The organism is Burkholderia mayonis, from assembly GCF_001523745.2.
GTDB classification, from domain to species: Bacteria; Pseudomonadota; Gammaproteobacteria; order Burkholderiales; family Burkholderiaceae; genus Burkholderia; species Burkholderia mayonis.
Map to the genome: position 1 here is coordinate 2,641,821 of NZ_CP013387.1, position 18,620 is coordinate 2,660,440.

Below are 18,620 nucleotides of genomic sequence, written 5' to 3' on the forward strand. Positions count from 1 at the left end.
GCGCCCGCTTCAGTGCCTGGAGCGCCTGCCGACCGTCCGCCGTCCGCCGTCCGCCGCCTGCCGCCGGCCCCGTGCGCCCCGGTCGGCCGCAGCCGCGCATCCCGCCTCTCGCGACTTGTGCGCGCCGCGACTTCGGCAACCCGTTCCCGCAACGCCGGTAAGGAGATTCGATGCTGTACGCGTGGCTTGAAGCGCAACGTGAATTCGTCCGGGCGTGTCAGCCGTGGACGGGCGCCGCGCAGCGCGCGGACGCGACCGCGCGCCCGGCCGGCTGGCCCACGTGGGGCCCGATGACGCGCGCGGCCGACGCGGTCCCCATGCCGCCGCCGTTCGCGATCGCGGCGGTCGTGATCGACGGCGCGGCCGTCGCGATCGACGAGCGCATCGTCGACGACACGCCGTTCTGCGCGCTGCGCAAGTTCGCGCGCCGGCTCGACGGCGACGCGGCCGCACGCCCCGCGGTCTTTCTATGCACGCCGCTCGCCGGGCACCACGCGGTGATGCTGCGCGAAACCGTCGAGACGCTGCTCGCGACGCGCGACGTCTACGTAACCGATTGGCGCAACGCACGCGACGTCCCGCCCGATGCCGGCGCATTCGGCCTCGACGACTACGTGCGCACGCTCGAGCGCTTCATCGCCGGCGCGAATGCGAACGGGCTGCACGTGATGGCGGTCTGTCAAGCGACGGTACCCGCGCTCGCGGCCGCTGCGCTGCTCGCCGCACGCGGCGTCCACGTCGCGAGCGTCGCGCTGCTGGGCGGCCCGATCGACACGCGCGCACACCCGACGCTCGTCGACCGCTTCGCGCTCGAACACGATCTCGACTGGTTCCGCCGCGCGGCGATCGACGTCGTGCCGCCGCCGTATGCGGGCGCCGGACGGCGCGTCTATCCCGGCTTCGTCCAGCACGCGGCGATCGTGGTCGCGCATCCGCAGCGGCGCGTCGCGCTCGAAAGCCGCTACTGGGCCGCGTGGATGACGGGCGACTTCGTCGGCGCTGCGCGCTGCCTGCGCGAGATGAACGAATACGGCGCGGTGCTCGACATGACCGAGCGCTATTTCCTCGACACGATCCGCGTGATCTTTCACGAGCGCCTGCTAGCGGACGGCCGCTGGTCGATCGGCCGCCGCCGCGTCACGCCGCAACGGCTTACGCGCACCGCGCTCTGCACGATCGAAGGCGGCCGCGACGACATTTCCGGCGCCGGCCAGACGCATGCCGCGCATCAATTGTGCGACGCGCTGCCCGACGCTGCGCGCGAACGAATCACCGCGCCGGACTGCGATCACTACGACCTCTTCCTCGGCCCGCACTGGCGGCAATCGATCTACCCGGCGCTCGAGGCGTTCTGGACGCGCGCCGAAGCGCAGCACGCGAGACCTCCGCGCCGCACCGCGCTTTGAGCCGCCATGCGCGGCCCGCGCGCACGCCGCTTGCGGACGATCAAAAAACGGACGCGCATCGCTCGCCACGCCGATTCGTTCGTCCGCATGATCGGCAACATGGACGACCAACCGATCTGCGACGCCGTATTCGCCGACCGCTATGCACTACCGGACGAGACGTCACGCGCTCAGGCATGCGCGCGGGTCGCGCGCGCGCTCGCGCTCGTGGAACCGGTCGCGACGCGCTCGGGCGCTGCGCGGCGCTTCTACCGGAACCTGCTGAACGGCGCGCTCGGCGCGGGCCGCATCATGGCGCGCGCGGGCGCGGCGCAGGATCAGACGATGGCGAGCTGCTTTGTCCATCCGATCCGCGCGCCCGCCGCGCTTACGCGCTTTCATCCCAACCTCGACCACGCGATCGACGAAGCGCGCCTGACGCTCGCGATGGGCGGCGACGTCGGCTACGACTTCTCGGAGATCCCGCCCGCGCGTGCGCGGCCCGAAGCCGACCAGTCGGCATCGCCCGGCGTGTGCGCGGCGTTGGACCGGTTCGATCGCATCGGCGCGCAAGCGGGCGAGCGCGACGGACGCCGCCGCGCGCAGCTCGCGGTGCTGCGCTGCGACCATCCGGATCTGCTTGCATTCGTCGCCGCGAAGCGCGGGCGCGCGCGCTGGGAGACGCTCGAGCTCGCGGTGGCCGTCACCGATGCGTTCATGCAGGCGGTCGAGCAGGATCTGCCGTGGACGCTGCGGCATGCGGCGCCGCCGCACGACGCGGCGAGCGGCGCGCTGCCCGCGGCCGACGGCGCGTGGACGTATGCGACGACGCCCGCGCGCCATCTGTGGCGCGAGATCGTCGCCACGACGCGCGACGGCGAAGGGCCCGGCCTCGTGTTCGCCGACTCGATCGACGCGGCCGACCCGCTGCGCGGCCGCGAGCGGATCGACGCGACGAGCCCGTGCGGCGCGCAGCCGCTGCCGCCGTACGGTAGCTGCATGCTAGGCGCGGTCGACCTGTCGCGGTTCGTGCGCAATCCGTTCGGCGCCGGCGGCGAGCCGCGCTTCGACTTCGCCGCGTTCGACGCGGCCGTGCGCATCGAAGTGCGCTTCCTCGACAACGCGCTCGACGTCACGCGCTGGCCGCTCGCCGCGCACGCGCGCGAGTCGTATCAGAAGCGGCGGATCGGCGTCGGCGTGACGGGGCTCGCCGACATGCTCGCGATGATGCGGCTGCGCTACGACTCGCCGGCCGCGCGCGAGATGACGCGCTACATCGCGTCCGATCTGCGCAATCACGCGTATGCGGCGTCGGCCGAGCTCGCCGCCGAGCGCGGCGCGTTTCCGTTGTGCGACCGGCATGCGCATCTCGACGCGCTGCACGCGGGGCCGCCGCTGCCGCACGCGGTCTGCCACGCGATCGAGCGCGACGGGCTGCGCAACAGCCATCTGACGTCGTTCGCGCCCACCGTCGGCGTGAGCCTCGCGTTCGGCGACAACTGCTCGCCCGGCATCGCGCCGGCGCGCGCGTGGATCGAGCACCGGACGGTGCGCACAAGCCCCGGCGCGACAGGCGCGCCGGGGATGCGTGCGGAGAACCACGCGCATCGGCTGTTCCGGTCGCTGCGCGGCGAGCGTGTCGCGCTGCCCGACTATTTCGCGACCGACGCCGACATCGCGCCGAGCGACCGCCTCGCGATGCGCGCGGCGCTGCAGCCGTATGTCGACGCGGGGGTCGCGAATACGCTGACGCTCGCGGGTCATTACTCGCTCGAAGAGATCAATGCGCTGCTGTTCGGCGCGTGGCGCGCGAAGCTGAAGAGCATCGCGATCCGGCGGGCGGATGTGGCGCGCGAGGCGGGGGGAAGCTGCGAAGAAGGCGCTTAGGGGCGGGGTCGCTTTGCGCTTGGAAGGTTGGGTGAAATGGCGCGTGGCGCGGTGAACGACTGGGTTGCGCGATCGGTCTTCGCGAATCGTCGGCGTAAATCGTCGGCGCGCCGCCGGCCGCCCGGCGAGTCCAAGCATGCGACCGCTCAAGCCGGGCGGCCGGCGAGCACGCTTTCACGCAAACAACGCCCTATCCCGTCCCGCATCGCCGAACTCATCGCACATCGCGCAACGAAGCCACGCAAGCGCCGTCCAACGTCGAGCGCCGCACGACAGACGCATGCCCGCCATGGTCGCCCCCGCCGACACAAGCCTCGAACGCCCGCCCCCACGCCCGCTTGCTTGACCCACGTCAAGCCGACGCCTGCCTCAATCGGGTCGAATGACAGCGGGCGCATCCGCGGCGCGGCGGCCTCGACGGCCGTCGGCAGCCGCACGGCCGACGGCGCCCGCATCCCGCGCGGCCACGATCCCCGGAGGTGACAGATGCGCCGTTCGCGCCCGTCGAAGCTCGCGAAATCCGCCGACGAATCGCGCGGCACGCGCCTCCTCGCGCGCGCTACCGCCATCCACGGCAACGGCCCGCAGCGGCGCGCGGTGCGCGAGCGCGCGGCCCGCCGCCTGTCGCGCGAAGTCGACGCGACGCTGCGCCGCGCGTCGACGTATCCGCATCCGGCCGGTCGCATCGTGCGCATCGAAACGCACATCTCCGTCGTCTATCTCGTCGGACGTTTCGCATACAAGCGCCTGCAGCCGTTCGACTTCGGCTTCGCGAATTTCAGCGACCTCGCCGCGCGCCGCCGCGCGTGCGAAGCCGAACTCGCGCTGAACCGCCCGCTCGCCGCGCCGATCTATGTCGCGGTCCATCCGATCGTGCGGCGCGCGCGCGGCCTTCGCGTCGGCAGCGCGGGCGTCGCCGTCGATCATGTCGTCAAGATGCGCCGCTTCGACGAGCGGATGCTGTTCTCGCAACGGCTCGCGCACGGCGAACTCGGCGCGGCGGACATCGACGCCGCCGCGACGCGCCTCGCCGCGTACCACCTGCACGCGCCGCGCGACGTCCCGCGACACGCGTACGGCAGCGCACGCGAGCTACGCAAGCAGATCGACGACGTGTTCGCGCCGCTCGAACGCGCGCTCGGCGCGGCGTTGCCGGCGGCGCTGCGCGCGTGGTGCGGGCGGCGCTGCGACGAACTCGCCCCGCATCTCGACGCGCGGCGAGCCGACGGCTACGTCCGCGCGTGCCACGGCGACTTGCATCTGAACAACGTCGTGAAGCGCGGCCGCGACGCGCTGATGTTCGACTGCATCGACTTCGACGACGCGCTGCGCTGGATCGACGTGATCAACGATTTGTCGTTTCTGCTGATGGATCTGCGCGCACACGATCGCGCCGATCTCGCGCACCGGCTGCTGAACCGCTGGCTCGACGAGACGGGCGACTTCGCGGGTCTCGCCGCGCTGCCGCTGTATGTCGCGTATCGCGCGCTCGTGCGGGCGCTCGTCGCGACGATGCGCGCGGGCAGCGACCATACGGCGCGCAACGCGCACCTCGAACGGGCGCGCACGTACATCGACGTCGCCGCGCACGCGGCTCGCGCGCGCCGTCCGTGCCTGCTGCTGTGCCACGGTTATTCGGGCTCGGGCAAGTCGGTCGCGAGCCGCGCGCTCGCCGACGTCTCGGGCGCGATCCGGCTGTCGAGCGACAGCGAGCGCAAGCGCGCGCGGCCGTTCACGGCGGCCGACGCGCGGCCGCTGCCCGCGAGCGCGTACACGCCGCAGCAGATCGACGCGCAATACGAACGCCTGCGCGCGCTCGCGCGCGACGTGCTGCGCACCGGCTACACGGCGCTCGTCGATGCGACGTTTCTCGCCCGCGCGCGCCGCGCGAGCTTCGTCGCGCTCGCGCGGGAGCAGCAGGTGCCCGTCTTCATTCTCGATTTCCGCGCGAGCCGCGCGTGTCTCGAACGGCGCGTCGATGCGCGCGCCGCCGCGCAAAGCGATCGTTCCGACGCGGGCGCGGCTGTGCTCGCGACGCAGCTCGCGACGGCCGATCCGCTCGACGCCGACGAGCGCGCGCGCACGATCGGCTTCGATACCGATGTGCCGCTGGAGACGATTCTGTCGACCGGGTATTGGCGGGCGGTGCTCGACGTGCTCGATACGGCCTCAATTGATGCCGCGACAACGAGTTGATGTCGAAAAGGCCCCGCGTCGGAGACGCTCGCCACTATCGAATAAACCGCCTGGGTCTGATCAATTGCACTGCCGCGGCAGCCCATTTCACATTGGCAATGCGTCGTACTGGATCGTGCGATCTGACCAAGCGCGCCACAGCGATACAGCGCATTCGGCCGAATCGATCTAGTGCGATGCGGACGCTTGCCCAACAGCTCAGTCAAACGGGCCGACGTTGTCCACGATCCAACCTTTGCAGGTCATCTTGGCAACGTACCGGTGCCCGTTGACCCTGTATGGAACCCTCCATTTCGCGACATCGCTCAGATATGAAAAATCTTCATCGAAGTCAATTTTTGGATTCTTGTTATTTCGATATGCGAACTTCACGATTTTATATTTAATATCCTGTCGCGTCATATCGGGGCAAATTCCATCGCCTCCGTCATAGACTCTCACGTACATCATGGCAATCACCAACCCGACAATCGCCAGAACAAGAGTAACAGCGGAGCCCATCACCACCCCTGCCTTCCGAGATCGATTTAAATCCAATTAAATTTACCACTCATTAAAACAATTCACCCACCATAACATAATTCAAATATCACGCCACTACACACATCCAGTCAGCGATGCGTTCAATCGAGAGCATCTTTACAATTTTAAACAGAATACCCCCGATAGAATATGTCAACGCCCATTACCTATATCCCGGAAACATTTCCATTTATTATGTCCCGCATCCCAAGACTGGGCAACCCTCCCATGGACGGCCGACGAACCACCCCGTGTTCATCCATGGCTTTAATGTTCCGACGAGCCCCCGAAACATTCAAAGGTTGAGACCCTTTAAAATAAATCATGAAATCCGTATGACCAGTTATTTCACCCATCTTTCTGACCAAGGTAGTCAACACCTCCTGTATATACGGCCTTGAGTTCGATGCATCAAAATCGAATTTATCCGGATTCAACGTATACTCCCCGGCAAATGGAAAATCTCCATCAGCCGTCAAAACGAGCTGACCAACGACATGCCCGCTCACTCGACCAAGCGCGGAACCGACGATATATTCTTTATCGCTCAGCAGATTCGTACTGAACTCAGCATCGATGGGATAAGCACCAGGTCCCATGCCATCATTGACGATAATGGATCGAATGGGGCCAATCTCGTTGGCCCTGATGCCCAACCGTAAAGATTTGAGATCGATCACCCGGGGAGATCCGTTTCCGCGAATCCAATAATCATAGGCGGCGAGAGTAAAGAATGGTGTAGCGTAAAATTTGAATTCTGAAATAGGCGGCGCAGGCAGGTGGCTAAAGTAATAATCACTGAACAAACCGAACGCTGTCGTCAAGCCACTCAGCTGTGTATTTGACAGTCCATACTGATCGGCACCGACGACACCCTGCCACCCATTGTTCGCCAACCATTGAGTAAAAATTCCATAGGTTGCAATTTGTGCCTTGACTAGATTATTACTCGCCAGCTCTATTCCATACGCAAATTCGGAGAGCACGTCGAGCGACTTTCCAGCTTCAGCAGCAGATAGAATTTTCCTGCCATTGACCAGATTGAATTTTCCGATTTGATATATTCCACCTCGTATATTGTCGAATCCAGTCGTCCAACTATATCCGCCCACTGGCCCTCCAACCGAAGGAATCGGCAGACTGGTTTCACGAGGCGCGGCAACGGAAATCATAGGGAGTTCGTCGGCTGGTCCATGTCCTCTCGTCTGCGCCCAGCTCCGAACCGAAGGCAGCAGCATCGCCGCCGGGAATGCAATTGAAGTGCGTATTAGCGACCTTCTCTTTCTGGAAACTTGCATCACGCGATTCTGATTCGATATTGAATGCTAGAATTTTTTCTCTTCCATCTAATATCCAGAAAAATTTATTTCCGCTATTATTTATATATTAATTAAACAGAATAAAACAAACGAGAACGACAAACGGGACAAGCTTCACGCCCGCACCTCGATGGTCTAAAATGAAATACGTGCGCCGCAAGATAATTGAAATATCGAGTCATATCAACCGAAATACCTGACTCCCCATCAAAGTTCGATTGAATCCCTCAATCACATATGTAGCATTACAGGCGCGCTTTCTATATTTATCACTTCGATTAAAACAGATAGGTCTCGATGAGAGGCGAGCGCACCGGTCCTCCGATTGCAACGGGCGTCCATTCGGACAGAAAGACACGCGTCCGCTAGCCCTACAACGGAATACCCGCTCGCCCCCCGCCCATCCGCCGTTGATCTGGGTCAAGCCCCGCCCGGCAGCCGCTCCATAGACTGGAATCGATCCTACGCAGTCCGCACCGCCCTCGAACTCCGGCGCGTCACATCCGCCCGCGCACGACCGCGCCTCCCGACAGGAGAACAGCAACATGGAAACGCCCAAGCTCCAGACGCCGCCGCATGACGACATCCCCCCGTTCGATCCGTCGGCGAGCGTCGAGGACCAGCTTCGCCTCGCGATCCGCTACGCGATCCTCGCGCCGTCGAGCCACAACACGCAGCCGTGGCGCTTCATCCTCGGCGACGCGTCGGTGATGCTGTGCGCGGACCGGCTGCGCGCGCTGCCCGTCGTCGACCCATACGACCGCGAGCTGCTCGTCAGTTGCGGCGCGGCGCTCTTCAATCTGCGCGTCGCGCTGAGCCATTTCGGGTTCGCGTATTCGATCGACATGTTCCCGTCGAGCTCGGATCCCGACGTGATTGCGCTCGTGCGGCTCGATCCCCGCGGCTATCACGACGAAAGCCTCGTGCCGCTGTTCGACGCGATCGTCGAGCGCGTGACGACCCGCGCACCGTTCGCGGACGAAGCGGTTTCGTGCGAGATCCAGCGCGCGCTCGTCGATGCCGGCGCGGCCGAAGGCGCCGAGATCGCCTGCGTCGACGCACCCGCCGCGCGCGAGGAGATCGCCGAACTGATCGCCGAAGCCGACCACCTCCAGTTCGCCGATCTGCGCTTTCGGCGCGAGCTCGCGAATTGGGTGCATCCGCGCCGCCGCGACGACGGAATGCCGGCGTTCGCGGCCGGCGTGCCCGCGCTGCTCGACTTCGCGACGCCCGTCGTCGCGTCGGTGATCCGCACGTTCGATCTCGGCGGCGGAATGGCGGCGATGCATCACAAGCTCGTCGACGGCTCGCCGCTCGTCGTCGGCATCTCGACCGCAAGCGACGATCGCGACGCGTGGGTCGCGACGGGCCAGGCGCTCGAGCGCGTGCTGCTCGTCGCGACGGCCGCGGGGCTGACCGCGTCGTATCTGAATCAGCCGATCGAAATCGACATGCTGCGCGAAAGACTGCGCCCGCTGCTGCACGTCGATGCCCATCCGCAACTGCTGCTGCGCATCGGACGCGGCCCGGTCGTTCCGCATGCGCCGCGGCGTCCGCTGATGGACGTCGTGTCTTGATCGAGCGGGAACGCGCCGCGCGCGACCGGAACGCCGCGCGGCGCGGCGGCGGCGGCGGCGGCGGCGGCGGCGGCGACGACGGCGCGGCGTGGCGCCGGTGGCTGCCGGGCGTTGCGACGCTGCGCACGTACCAGCGCGCGTGGCTCGCGCGCGACCTGTTCGCGGGCGTCGCGCTGACCGCGGTGCTCGTGCCGGTCGGCATGAGCTACGCGCAGGCGGCCGGCCTGCCCGTCATCGCCGGATTGAACGCGACGATCGCCGCGCTCGTCGGTTACGCGATCTTCGGGCCGAGCCGGATCCTCGTGCTCGGCCCCGATTCCGCACTCGCCGCGCTGATCGCCGGTGCGATCGCGCCGCTCGCACATGGCGATCCCGCGCATGCGATCGCGCTGTCGGCCGCGCTCGCGCTAATGTCGGGCGGTTTCTGCGTGCTCGCCGGCCTGCTGAAGCTCGGCTTCGTCACCGATCTGTTGTCCAAACCGATTCAGTACGGCTATCTGAACGGCCTCGCGCTGACGCTGATCGCGAGCCAGCTTCCGAGCCTGTTCGGCGCCGCGCCGCGCGGCGGCACGTTCGTCGACGAAGTGGCGAGCGTCGCCGCGACCGTCGCGCAAGGCCGGATCGACGCCGCATCGCTTGCGCTCGGCGCCGGCTGTCTCGCCGGCATCATGCTGCTGCGGCGCGCTGCGCCGGCGTGGCCCGGCATTCTGATCGCGGTGGCCGCCGCGTCGATTGCCGCCGCGTGGCTCGGCACGGTGCCGGACGCGCATGTTGCGAACGCGCACGTCGCGAACGCGCACGTCGCAAACGCGCACGTCGCAAACGCGCATGTCGCGAACGCGCATGTCGCACTCGTCGGCCCGCTCGCCGGCAGCATGCCGCTGCCCGGCCTCCCAGCCATATCGCTCGGCGACGCGAGCCGGCTCATCGCCGGCGCGCTCGCGATCGCCATGGTGTCGGTCGCCGACATCAGCGTGCTGTCGCGCGTGTTCGCGCGGGACGACGGCCGCGAAACCGACCGCAATCAGGAACTGATCGCGCTCGGCGCGGCGAACCTGCTCGCCGGCACGCTGCGCGGCTGCGCGGTCAGCAGCAGTTCGTCGCGCACGCCCGTCGCGCTCGCGGCCGGCGCGCGCACGCAGTTGACGAGCGTCGTCGCAGCAGGCTGCATCGCGCTGCTGCTCGTCGCGCCGACACTGCTCGCCCGCGTGCCGCTCGCAGCGCTCGCGGCGGTCGTCATCTATTCGGCGAGCGGCCTCGTCGACGTGCGCGCGGTCGTTCGCCTCTTCTATATGCGCCGCGGCGAATGCGCGGTGTCGATCCTGTGCTTCGCGGGCGTCGTGCTGCTCGGCGTCGTGCCGGGCATCCTGCTCGCGGTCGGGCTGTCGCTGCTGTCGTTCGTCTGGCGCGCGTGGCATCCATACGATACGGTGCTTGGCCGCGTCGAAGGCGTGCACGGCTATCACGACGTATCGCGACATCCGGACGCGCGGCGGATGCCCGGTCTCGTCGCGTTCCGCTGGGACGCACCGCTGTTTCATGCGAATGCGACGATCTTTCGCGATCACGTGCACGATGCAATCGCCGACGCCGACGCGCCGGTGCGCTGCGTCGTGATCGCGGCCGAGCCGATCACGGACGTCGACGTCACCGCCGCCGACATGCTCGCGACACTGCGCGACGAACTCGCCGCGCGGCGGATCACGCTGTATTTCGCGGAGATGAAGGGACCGGTCAAGGATCGGCTGCGCGCGTACGGGCTCTTCGACAAAATCGGCGCCGATCACTTCTTTCCGACCGTGACGGATGCGGTCTTGCACTTCGCACAGGCGCGCAAGGAGACGGCGGCCGCGCGGCGGGCGCGGCGTTAGCACTTCAACCGCGATGCGGCCGCGCGGCGCGACGAGAAGCGCATGGCAACAATCGCACGCGGAAGGCCGGATCGATCGGCAACGTGCCGCCGTGGTCCACGGACATGAAACCGATTGCACGAACGCGGCTCGCCAACTCGACGGGACAAAAGAACAACGGCACAAAGGCACGACGGCCCAGTGCCGCCTGCACACAATCGATGGCGTGAGACCGATAGCGCGAACCCGCAGCCGCGACGCCGCACACCACACGCTGCGCGCGAGCGCACGTCAGCTTCGCGCCTTCTCCTCGAAGTGAATCTGCCGCCGCGAAACCGACGCGATCTCGTCGAACAGCGACGCCGCGCACGCCAACACGTCGTCCAGGGACACCATCCCGACGAGCGCGCCCTCGGCGTTCACGACCGGCATTCGACGCGCGCCCGTCAGCCGCATCCGATGCGCGATCGCCCATAAGCTGTCCTGCTCGTGAACGACGGCCACCGGCGCGGACATGATCTCGCCGACGAACAGCGCGGCAGGATCGACCTCCTTCGCGATCAGCGACAGCACGATGTCGCGGTCGGTCAGCATGCCGACCGGCTCTTGCGCGCGGCCCGCGTCGTCGACGACGATCAGGTCGCCGACGTGGCGGTCGCGCATCAGGTGCGCGGCGTCGAGCACGGTGTCGGTGCGGCGACACACGGCGACGGCGCGGGTGCAGATCTCGGCGGCATTCACGATTGACCTCCGTTCGTATGCATGATGGGATGCGCGCGCCGCAGCGCGCGGCCGCCGGCCTTCCGGCAACGCAGCGCACGACGGGACGCAGCGTCCGCACAAATGTGCAACATAGCGTCGCACGCGCGTCCGTCTTCCCTTCTGACGCACGTCAACTTCGCCGGCATGCGCGCGCCGGCGTGCGACGCTTGATCGGGATCAGTTCGACGTGCGACACACTCGCTATCGTTGATGAGCGAACGCACTCGCGAACGGGTGCGGCGCGGTTTTCCACTGTCTTGGAGACGGACATGAGCGACCCCGAACTGCTGACCTATCAACCGATCGCCGTGGCATTGCCCGCGCCCGCGGAAGAGGAGGCGCCCGCGATCATCGATCTGCCGCAGCCCGATCTCGGCGCGGGCCTGCCGCTGATGGCCGCGCTGTCACTGCGGGCGAGCACGCGCGAATTCTCGTCCGCGACGCTCGCGCCGACGACGCTCGGCGAACTGCTGTGGGCGGCCGGCGGCGTCAACCGTCCGGCGACGGGCGGCCGCACCGCGCCGTCCGCGCACGCGCTCAACGAGATCGACATCTACGTCGCGCTGCCCGACGGCGTCTACCGCTACGATCCAGTGCTGCACCGGCTGCTGCTGAAGCGCTCGATCGACGCGCGCAACCTGACCGGCTATCAGGACTTCGTCGGCGCCGCGCCGCTCGACCTCGTCTACGTCGTGCGATCGTCGCGGCTGCTGTCGATGCCGAAACCGCTGCGCGAGACGTTCTCCGCGGTGGCGGCGGGTGCGATCGCGCAGAACGTCGCGCTGTATTGCGCGTCGGCGGGACTCGGCTGCGTCGTGCGCGGCTGGATCAACCATCGGCTGCTCTCCGACGCGCTCAGCCTGAACGAAGACGAATTGCCGATCCTCGCGCAGACGGTCGGCAGGCCGGTCGCGCACGCGGGCGGCGCGCACGCCTGAACGTCGCGCGATCCCGCTGCGCCGATGCGGGCGGGATCGCTGTGCGCGGTCGCCGTGTATCGCGCGTCGCGACCGACGTATCGCGCGTCGTACGTGCCGTGTTGCGTACGACGCGTCGTACGCAACGAGCACCGTGTCGCACGTAACACCGCCGCGCTTTGCACGGCGCGCGGCGCAAGAAACGCGGCGCGGCACGGCGCGCGACGAGCGCCGCGTCGTCACATCAGGCAAGACAAAAGAACCGCCGACGCACCGCCGAAGGCTCGCCGGCCTGCATCGCAAAACAACGCGAAGCGCCGCGTGAACCGCGGCGCGCACGCGCATTCAGCTTATCGTCAGCTTCTTCTTTTCCGCCGTCGCCTTCTTCGGCAGCGTCAGCGACAGCACGCCGTCCTGATACTGCGCGGTCGCGGCGTCGCGGTCGATTTCGCTCGCGAGCGAGAAGGACCGGCTGAACTCGCCAGAATAGCGTTCGCGCCGAATCACGCGCTCGCCTTCCTTCAGCTCCTTGTTCCGCTCGACCTTCGCGTTGATCGACACGGCGTTGCCTTCGATCTGCACGTTGATATCGTTCTTGTCGACGCCCGGCAGCTCGGCTTTGACAAGGTAGGACTGGTCGTTTTCGGTCACGTCGATCTTCATCGATGCGAGCTTCTCTTCTTCGACGTCAATCATGCCGCGCAGCGGACGGAACAAGCCCTGGAACAAATCGGACATCGGTTCCAGCGAAAACGGGTCGTAACGCGTCAAATTGCTCATTGCTCTCTCCTGGAATTCGCAGCCGCGCACAATGCGCAGCCGACACCGCAGACGACGTCCTGCACAAACCGGACGCCCCTCAATGACCTGATGCCGGTCGAATCAATACCGCTGGTTTTCAGCGTAGCGACGCAGGTCCGTCCGACATTGACGTGTGTCAATCGGCGGCCACGCTCGCCGCGCGCCGGATGCACCCGGCGCCAATCGGCGCGCGTGTCGACGTTTTGCCTCTATCGATTTCGTTCGCGACTCGATTCGACGATGCGCCGAGCGAAATTCCGCGGCGCGCATGCGCCGCTCCTCGCAGCAGCCGCGACCGGCTCGCCGGTCAGAAGAACCGCCGTCGGCGCGCTACCGTTGCGCCGCGAGGCTCGGCATCGCGCCCGGCACCGCAAGCGCCGTCGCCGCGCACGAGCGCGCGCGGGGCCTCGATATGACATGGCCGAAGTCTGTTCATTTGCACGTATCGTGAAAACGGGCCGCACCGCAATCGACGGAAGCCGGTCGCATCGCGCGCGTCCGCACGTCCGTCGCAAATCGACGATCCATCAGCCTCGCCGATGACTTCAGTTTGAAATCGCGATTTGTCATACCAGAGCGCCACACCTAGCATGCGAAGCGCGAGCCGACATCCGTCGCGCTCGCTTCAACGGGATCTTCGACAAAGAGCGAACATGGACGATCGTGTGCGAGCCGGAAACGAGCCACTCGAAGTCAAGACGACGACCTGCTACATGTGCGCGTGCCGCTGCGGAATCCGCGTGCATCTGCGAAACGGTGAAGTCCGCTATATCGACGGCAACCCCGATCACCCGCTCAACCAGGGCGTGATCTGCGCGAAAGGCGCGTCGGGGATCATGAAGCAGTACTCGCCCGCGCGGCTCACGCAGCCGCTGATGCGCAAGGCGGGCGCCGAGCGCGGCAGCGCGCAGTTCGAGCCGGTGTCTTGGGACGTCGCGTTCGCCGTGCTCGAAAGGCGGCTCGCGCATCTGCGCGCGACCGATCCGAAGCGATTCGCGCTCTTCACCGGCCGCGACCAGATGCAGGCGCTGACGGGCCTCTTCGCGAAGCAGTACGGCACGCCCAATTACGCGGCGCACGGCGGCTTCTGCTCGGCGAACATGGCGGCCGGCATGATCTACACGATCGGCGGATCGTTCTGGGAATTCGGCGGCCCCGATCTCGATCGCGCGAAGCTGTTTTTCATGATCGGCACCGCCGAGGACCATCATTCGAATCCGCTGAAAATCGCGATCTCGAAGTTCAAGCGCGCGGGCGGCCGGTTCGTCGCGATCAATCCGATCCGCACCGGCTACGCGGCGATCGCCGACGAATGGGTGCCGATTCGTCCCGGCACCGACGGCGCACTGTTCATGGCGCTGATTCGCGAGCTGATCGAGACGGACCGCTACGACCGCGACTTCGTCACGCGCTACACGAACGCGGCCGAGCTGCTCGACATGCGCGCCGATGCCGATACGTTCGGGCTCTTCGTGCGCGATGCGGCCACGCCCGAGCGCAATCCGCTGTTTCCGCAGGATCACCTGTGGTGGGATCTCGGCGGCGGCCGGCCCGTGCCGCATCACACGCGCGGCGCGACGCCCGCGCTCGACGGCCGCTACACGCTCGCCGACGGCACGCCCGTCGCGCCGTCGTTCGCGCTGCTGCGCGAGCGCGTCGCCGCATGCACGCCGGAATGGGCCGAACGGATCACGGGCATATCGGCCGGCACGATCCGCCGGCTCGCGCACGAAATGGCCGATGTCGCGCGCGACCACAAAATCACGCTGCCGATCCGCTGGACCGACGCTTGGGGCGAAACGCACGACACCGTCACAGGCAATCCGATCGCGTTCCATGCGATGCGCGGACTCGCCGCGCACTCGAACGGCTTCCAGTCGATCCGCGCGCTCGCGGTGCTGATGTCGCTGCTCGGGACGATCGACCGGCCAGGAGGCTTCCGCCACAAATCGCCGTATCCGCGCGCGGTGCCGCCTTCGGCGAAGCCGCCGAGCGGCCCCGGCGCGGTGCGCCCGGACACGCCGCTCGCGGCGGGCCCGCTCGGCTGGCCGGCCGCGCCCGAGGATCTGTTCGTCGACGAGCAAGGCGGCCCGGTGCGGATCGACAAGGCGTTTTCGTGGGAATACCCGCTCGCGGTCCACGGGCTGATGCACAGCGTGATCACGAACGCGTGGCGCGGCGATCCCTATCCGATCGACACGCTGATGATCTTCATGGCCAACATGGCGTGGAATTCGTCGATGAACACGGTCGAGGTCCGCAAGATGCTCGCGGACAAGCACGCGCACGGCGAATACAAGATTCCGTTCATCGTCGTGTGCGACGCGTTCCAGTCCGAAATGACCGCGTTCGCCGATCTGATCCTGCCCGACACGACGTATCTCGAACGGCACGATGCGATGTCGATGCTCGACCGGCCGATCTCCGAATTCGACGGACCGGCGGATTCGGTGCGCATACCGGTGGTGCCGCCGACCGGCGAATGCAAGCCGTTCCAGGACGTGCTGATCGAGCTCGCGAGCCGGCTGAAGCTGCCGGCGTTCACGACGCCGGACGGCGCACGCAGATTCCGCGACTATCCGGACTTCATCGTCAACTATCAGACCGCACCCGATTCGGGCGTCGGCTTCCTGATGGGCTGGCGCGGCGAGGACGGCGGCGACGCGCTCGTCGGCGAACCGAATCCGCGTCAATGGGACGAATACGCGAAGCACGACTGTGTCTTTCACTACACGCTGCCGGCGGCGCGGCAATACATGCGCGGCTGCAACGGCCCGTATCTGAAATGGGCGGTCGAGCAAGGCTTCCGGAAGTTCGGCGAGCCGATCGTCATCCATCTGTATTCGGACGTGATGCAGAGATTCCGTCTCGCCGCGCAGGGCAAGACGAGCGGCCGGCAGCCGCCCGATCATCTGCGCACGCGCATCGCGCGCTATTTCGATCCGCTGCCGTTCTGGTACGAGCCGCTCGAGCTCGGTGCGACCGATTTGCAGCGCTATCCGCTCGCCGCCGTCACGCAGCGGCCGATGGCGATGTACCACTCGTGGGATTCGCAGAACGCGTGGCTGCGGCAGATTCATGGGGAGAACGATCTGTTCGTGAACCCGAAGATCGCGCGCGATGCGGGGATCGCGGACGGCGGCTGGATCTACATCGAGTCGCAATGGGGCAAGGTGCGCTGCCGCGCGCGCTACAGCGAGGTCGTCGAGCCGGGCACCGTGTGGACCTGGAACGCGATCGGCAAGGCGGCGGGCGCGTGGAATCTCGGGCCGAGCGCGAACGAATCTCAGCACGGCTTCCTGCTGAATCACGTGATCACCGACGAGCTGCCCGGCGACACCGCCCACGCGCCGCGCATTTCGAACTCCGATCCGATCACCGGCCAGGCCGCGTGGTACGACGTGCGCGTGCGCATCTATCCGGCCGAAGCGGATGCCGACCATACGCTGCCGCAGTTCGCGCCGATGCCGGCGCTGCCCGGCGTGACGGGCGCGGTTCGGCGCATCGTGCAGAGCTATTTCGCAGGCCGAGGCGAATTCGCCGCCCGGCTGCGCAATCCGGCGAAACGCCGTTGACGAGGAGCATGCGATGACGCAAATGGCGCTCGTAATCGATCTGAACGTGTGCGTGGGATGCCACGCGTGCGTGACGAGCTGCAAGGAATGGAATACGTCGGGCTCGGCGGGCGCGCTGTCGGATACGCGGCCTTACGACGCCGATCCGTCCGGCACGTTCTTCAACCGCGTGCAGACGTTCGAGGCGGGAGAATTCCCGCTCGCCGACACCATCCATTTCCCGAAGTCGTGCCTGCATTGCGAAGATCCGCCGTGCGTGCCCGTATGCCCGACGGGCGCGAGCTACAAGCGCAAGGAGGACGGGCTCGTGCTCGTCGATTACGACAAGTGCATCGGCTGCAAGTACTGCGCGTGGGCGTGTCCGTACGGCGCGCGCGAGCTCGACGAGGCGCGCAAGGAGATGACGAAATGCACGCTCTGCGCGGACCGCATTCATGACGACGCGCTGCCCGAGCGCGATCGCAAGCCCGCGTGCGTGCTCGCGTGCCCGACTTCGGCGCGCCTCTTCGGCGACATTCACGATCCGGAGTCGGTCGCATCGCAAGCGATTCGCGAGCGCGGCGGCTATCAGCTGATGCCGGAATGGGGAACGCGGCCCGCGAATCACTATCTGCCCCGACGCACGACGACGGCTTGCAGCAGCGGCGACGCGTGCTCGTGCCGATCGGCCGGCGCGGAACCGGCGCTCGCATCGGCCGGCGACGACCTGGCGCACGCACAAGTGCAACTCGCCGCGCTCGCGAAGCGCGTCTGAACGCGCCGCGCGCCGGCGCTACCGACATCGAATCCGGAGCAATACGAATGAAACCCGCTTTTTCGGTCATATTCCTGACGACGCTGAGCGGCGCGAGCCAGGGGCTTGTGATCGCGCTGTTCGGCGTCGAGCTCGCGGCGCGGCCCGGGCTGATCGCGTCGCCGCCGCAGGCGTTCTTCGTCGCGGGCGCAGCGCTCGCCGTGCTGCTCGGCTCGCTCGGCCTGTTCGCGTCGTTCTTCCATCTCGGGCGTCCGGAGCGCGCATGGCGCGCGGTCGCGATGTGGCGCACGTCATGGCTGGCGCGCGAATGCATCGCGCTGCCGGCGTTTCTCGCGTGCGCGACGGCTTACGGCGGCGCGCACGCGCTCGCATTGCCGTATTCGCTCGCGCTCGGCATGCTCGCGACGCTCGCGAGCGGCGTACTGTTCGTCTGCACCGGCATGATCTACATCTGTCTGCGCTTCCTTCAGGAATGGGCGACGCCGCTGACGATGACCAACTTCGCGCTGCTCGGCTGCGCGTCCGGCTTCACGCTCGCGACCGCCGGCGCCGCGTGGTTCGCGCCGCCGCTCGTGCCGGCGCTCGCCGGATGCGCGTGCGCGCTGACGCTTGCGGGTTGCGCGACGCGCATCGCGGCATTGGTGCGCAACGCGCGGCTGCGGCCGCGATCGACGGTGCAAAGCGCGACCGGCATCCACGCGCGGCGGGTCGTGCAGCGATCGCGCGGCTTCACGGCCGGCGCGTTCAACCTGCGCGAGTTCTTCCACGGGAAGACGCCGCTGACGCTGCAGCGCATGAAGTGGACGTTTCTGATCTGCGCATTTGCGGTGCCGTTTGCGCTGCTGGCGATCGGCGGTGCCGCGGCGCCGGCCGTCGCGTCGTTCAGGCTCGCGTGCGGCGCATTCGCGATCCAGTACGCGGGGCTCGTCGCGGAGCGCTGGTTCTTCTTTGCCGAGGCGCGGCATCCGCAGAACGTCTATGACCAGTGTGCCGCGTAACCGGCGGCGCATGCGTGCCGCGCGTGCCGGGCGTCTGTCCGCCGCGCGTCGATGCCGCGCGTCTATTCGCGACGGCG

Annotated in this window: 13 protein-coding genes; 9 read left to right on the plus strand and 4 right to left on the minus strand. The window is 67.1% G+C overall.

Annotated elements, in window-relative coordinates; translation table 11 throughout:
• The first annotated feature begins 170 nt into the window (after nucleotides 1–170).
• From phaZ to WS70_RS30815, 3 genes are all read left to right on the plus strand, one after another.
• Nucleotides 171–1,406 carry a polyhydroxyalkanoate depolymerase gene (gene phaZ / locus WS70_RS30805; RefSeq protein ID WP_059597500.1) on the plus strand — a complete coding sequence of 412 codons (1,236 nt, stop codon included), beginning with the start codon at nucleotides 171–173 and terminating at the stop codon, nucleotides 1,404–1,406.
• Nucleotides 1,407–1,436: 30 nt separating this feature from the next.
• Nucleotides 1,437–3,272: a ribonucleotide reductase N-terminal alpha domain-containing protein gene (locus WS70_RS30810; RefSeq protein WP_059597505.1), complete on the plus strand. Its 1,836-nt coding sequence runs from the start codon at nucleotides 1,437–1,439 to the stop codon at nucleotides 3,270–3,272.
• 486 nt (nucleotides 3,273–3,758) lie between these two features.
• On the plus strand, nucleotides 3,759–5,468 hold the full coding sequence (locus WS70_RS30815; RefSeq protein WP_059597501.1) for a bifunctional aminoglycoside phosphotransferase/ATP-binding protein: 1,710 nt from the start codon (nucleotides 3,759–3,761) through the stop codon (nucleotides 5,466–5,468).
• A gap of 198 nt (nucleotides 5,469–5,666) precedes the next feature.
• Here WS70_RS30815 and WS70_RS30820 read toward each other — a convergent pair whose 3' ends face one another.
• Nucleotides 5,667–5,969 carry a hypothetical protein gene (locus WS70_RS30820; protein ID WP_226382985.1) on the minus strand — a complete coding sequence of 101 codons (303 nt, stop codon included), beginning with the start codon at nucleotides 5,967–5,969 and terminating at the stop codon, nucleotides 5,667–5,669.
• Between the two features lie 188 nt (nucleotides 5,970–6,157).
• Nucleotides 6,158–7,162, minus strand: coding sequence for a lipid II-degrading bacteriocin (locus WS70_RS30825; protein ID WP_226382900.1), 1,005 nt, complete (start codon nucleotides 7,160–7,162; stop codon nucleotides 6,158–6,160).
• A 692-nt stretch (nucleotides 7,163–7,854) separates the two neighbouring features.
• Here WS70_RS30825 and WS70_RS30830 point away from each other — a divergent pair.
• Together WS70_RS30830 and WS70_RS30835 are read left to right on the plus strand one after the other, a co-directional pair.
• Nucleotides 7,855–8,886 carry an Acg family FMN-binding oxidoreductase gene (locus WS70_RS30830; protein WP_059473894.1) on the plus strand — a complete coding sequence of 344 codons (1,032 nt, stop codon included), beginning with the start codon at nucleotides 7,855–7,857 and terminating at the stop codon, nucleotides 8,884–8,886.
• A complete protein-coding gene (locus tag WS70_RS30835; protein ID WP_059597502.1) occupies nucleotides 8,883–10,757 on the plus strand; it encodes a SulP family inorganic anion transporter in 1,875 nt (624 codons plus the stop codon). Before WS70_RS30830 ends, WS70_RS30835 begins: the two co-directional genes overlap by 4 nt.
• 270 nt (nucleotides 10,758–11,027) lie before the next feature.
• Here WS70_RS30835 and WS70_RS30840 read toward each other — a convergent pair whose 3' ends face one another.
• The gene (locus WS70_RS30840; RefSeq protein ID WP_059473892.1) at nucleotides 11,028–11,477 is read right to left on the minus strand and encodes a CBS domain-containing protein; all 450 of its coding nucleotides are present in this window, start codon (nucleotides 11,475–11,477) and stop codon (nucleotides 11,028–11,030) included.
• Between the two features lie 290 nt (nucleotides 11,478–11,767).
• Here WS70_RS30840 and WS70_RS30845 point away from each other — a divergent pair, with 290 nt between their 5' ends.
• Nucleotides 11,768–12,436 carry a SagB/ThcOx family dehydrogenase gene (locus WS70_RS30845; protein ID WP_059473891.1) on the plus strand — a complete coding sequence of 223 codons (669 nt, stop codon included), beginning with the start codon at nucleotides 11,768–11,770 and terminating at the stop codon, nucleotides 12,434–12,436.
• 324 nt (nucleotides 12,437–12,760) lie between these two features.
• Here WS70_RS30845 and WS70_RS30850 read toward each other — a convergent pair whose 3' ends face one another.
• Nucleotides 12,761–13,195: an Hsp20/alpha crystallin family protein gene (locus WS70_RS30850; RefSeq protein WP_059473890.1), complete on the minus strand. Its 435-nt coding sequence runs from the start codon at nucleotides 13,193–13,195 to the stop codon at nucleotides 12,761–12,763.
• Between the two features lie 674 nt (nucleotides 13,196–13,869).
• Between WS70_RS30850 and WS70_RS30860 the strand changes: the two genes are divergently transcribed.
• Genes WS70_RS30860 through WS70_RS30870 form a run of 3 tightly spaced genes read left to right on the plus strand, consistent with a single transcriptional unit; the run spans nucleotide 13,870 to nucleotide 18,543 of the window.
• Nucleotides 13,870–16,791, plus strand: a complete 2,922-nt coding sequence (locus tag WS70_RS30860; RefSeq protein WP_059597503.1) for a molybdopterin oxidoreductase family protein — start codon at nucleotides 13,870–13,872, stop codon at nucleotides 16,789–16,791.
• A 13-nt stretch (nucleotides 16,792–16,804) separates the two neighbouring features.
• Nucleotides 16,805–17,545, plus strand: coding sequence for a 4Fe-4S dicluster domain-containing protein (locus WS70_RS30865; protein WP_059473887.1), 741 nt, complete (start codon nucleotides 16,805–16,807; stop codon nucleotides 17,543–17,545).
• Between the two features lie 47 nt (nucleotides 17,546–17,592).
• Entirely contained in the window at nucleotides 17,593–18,543 is a 951-nt protein-coding gene (locus WS70_RS30870) for a dimethyl sulfoxide reductase anchor subunit family protein (RefSeq protein WP_059473886.1), read from the plus strand.
• The last annotated feature ends 77 nt before the right edge of the window (nucleotides 18,544–18,620 follow it).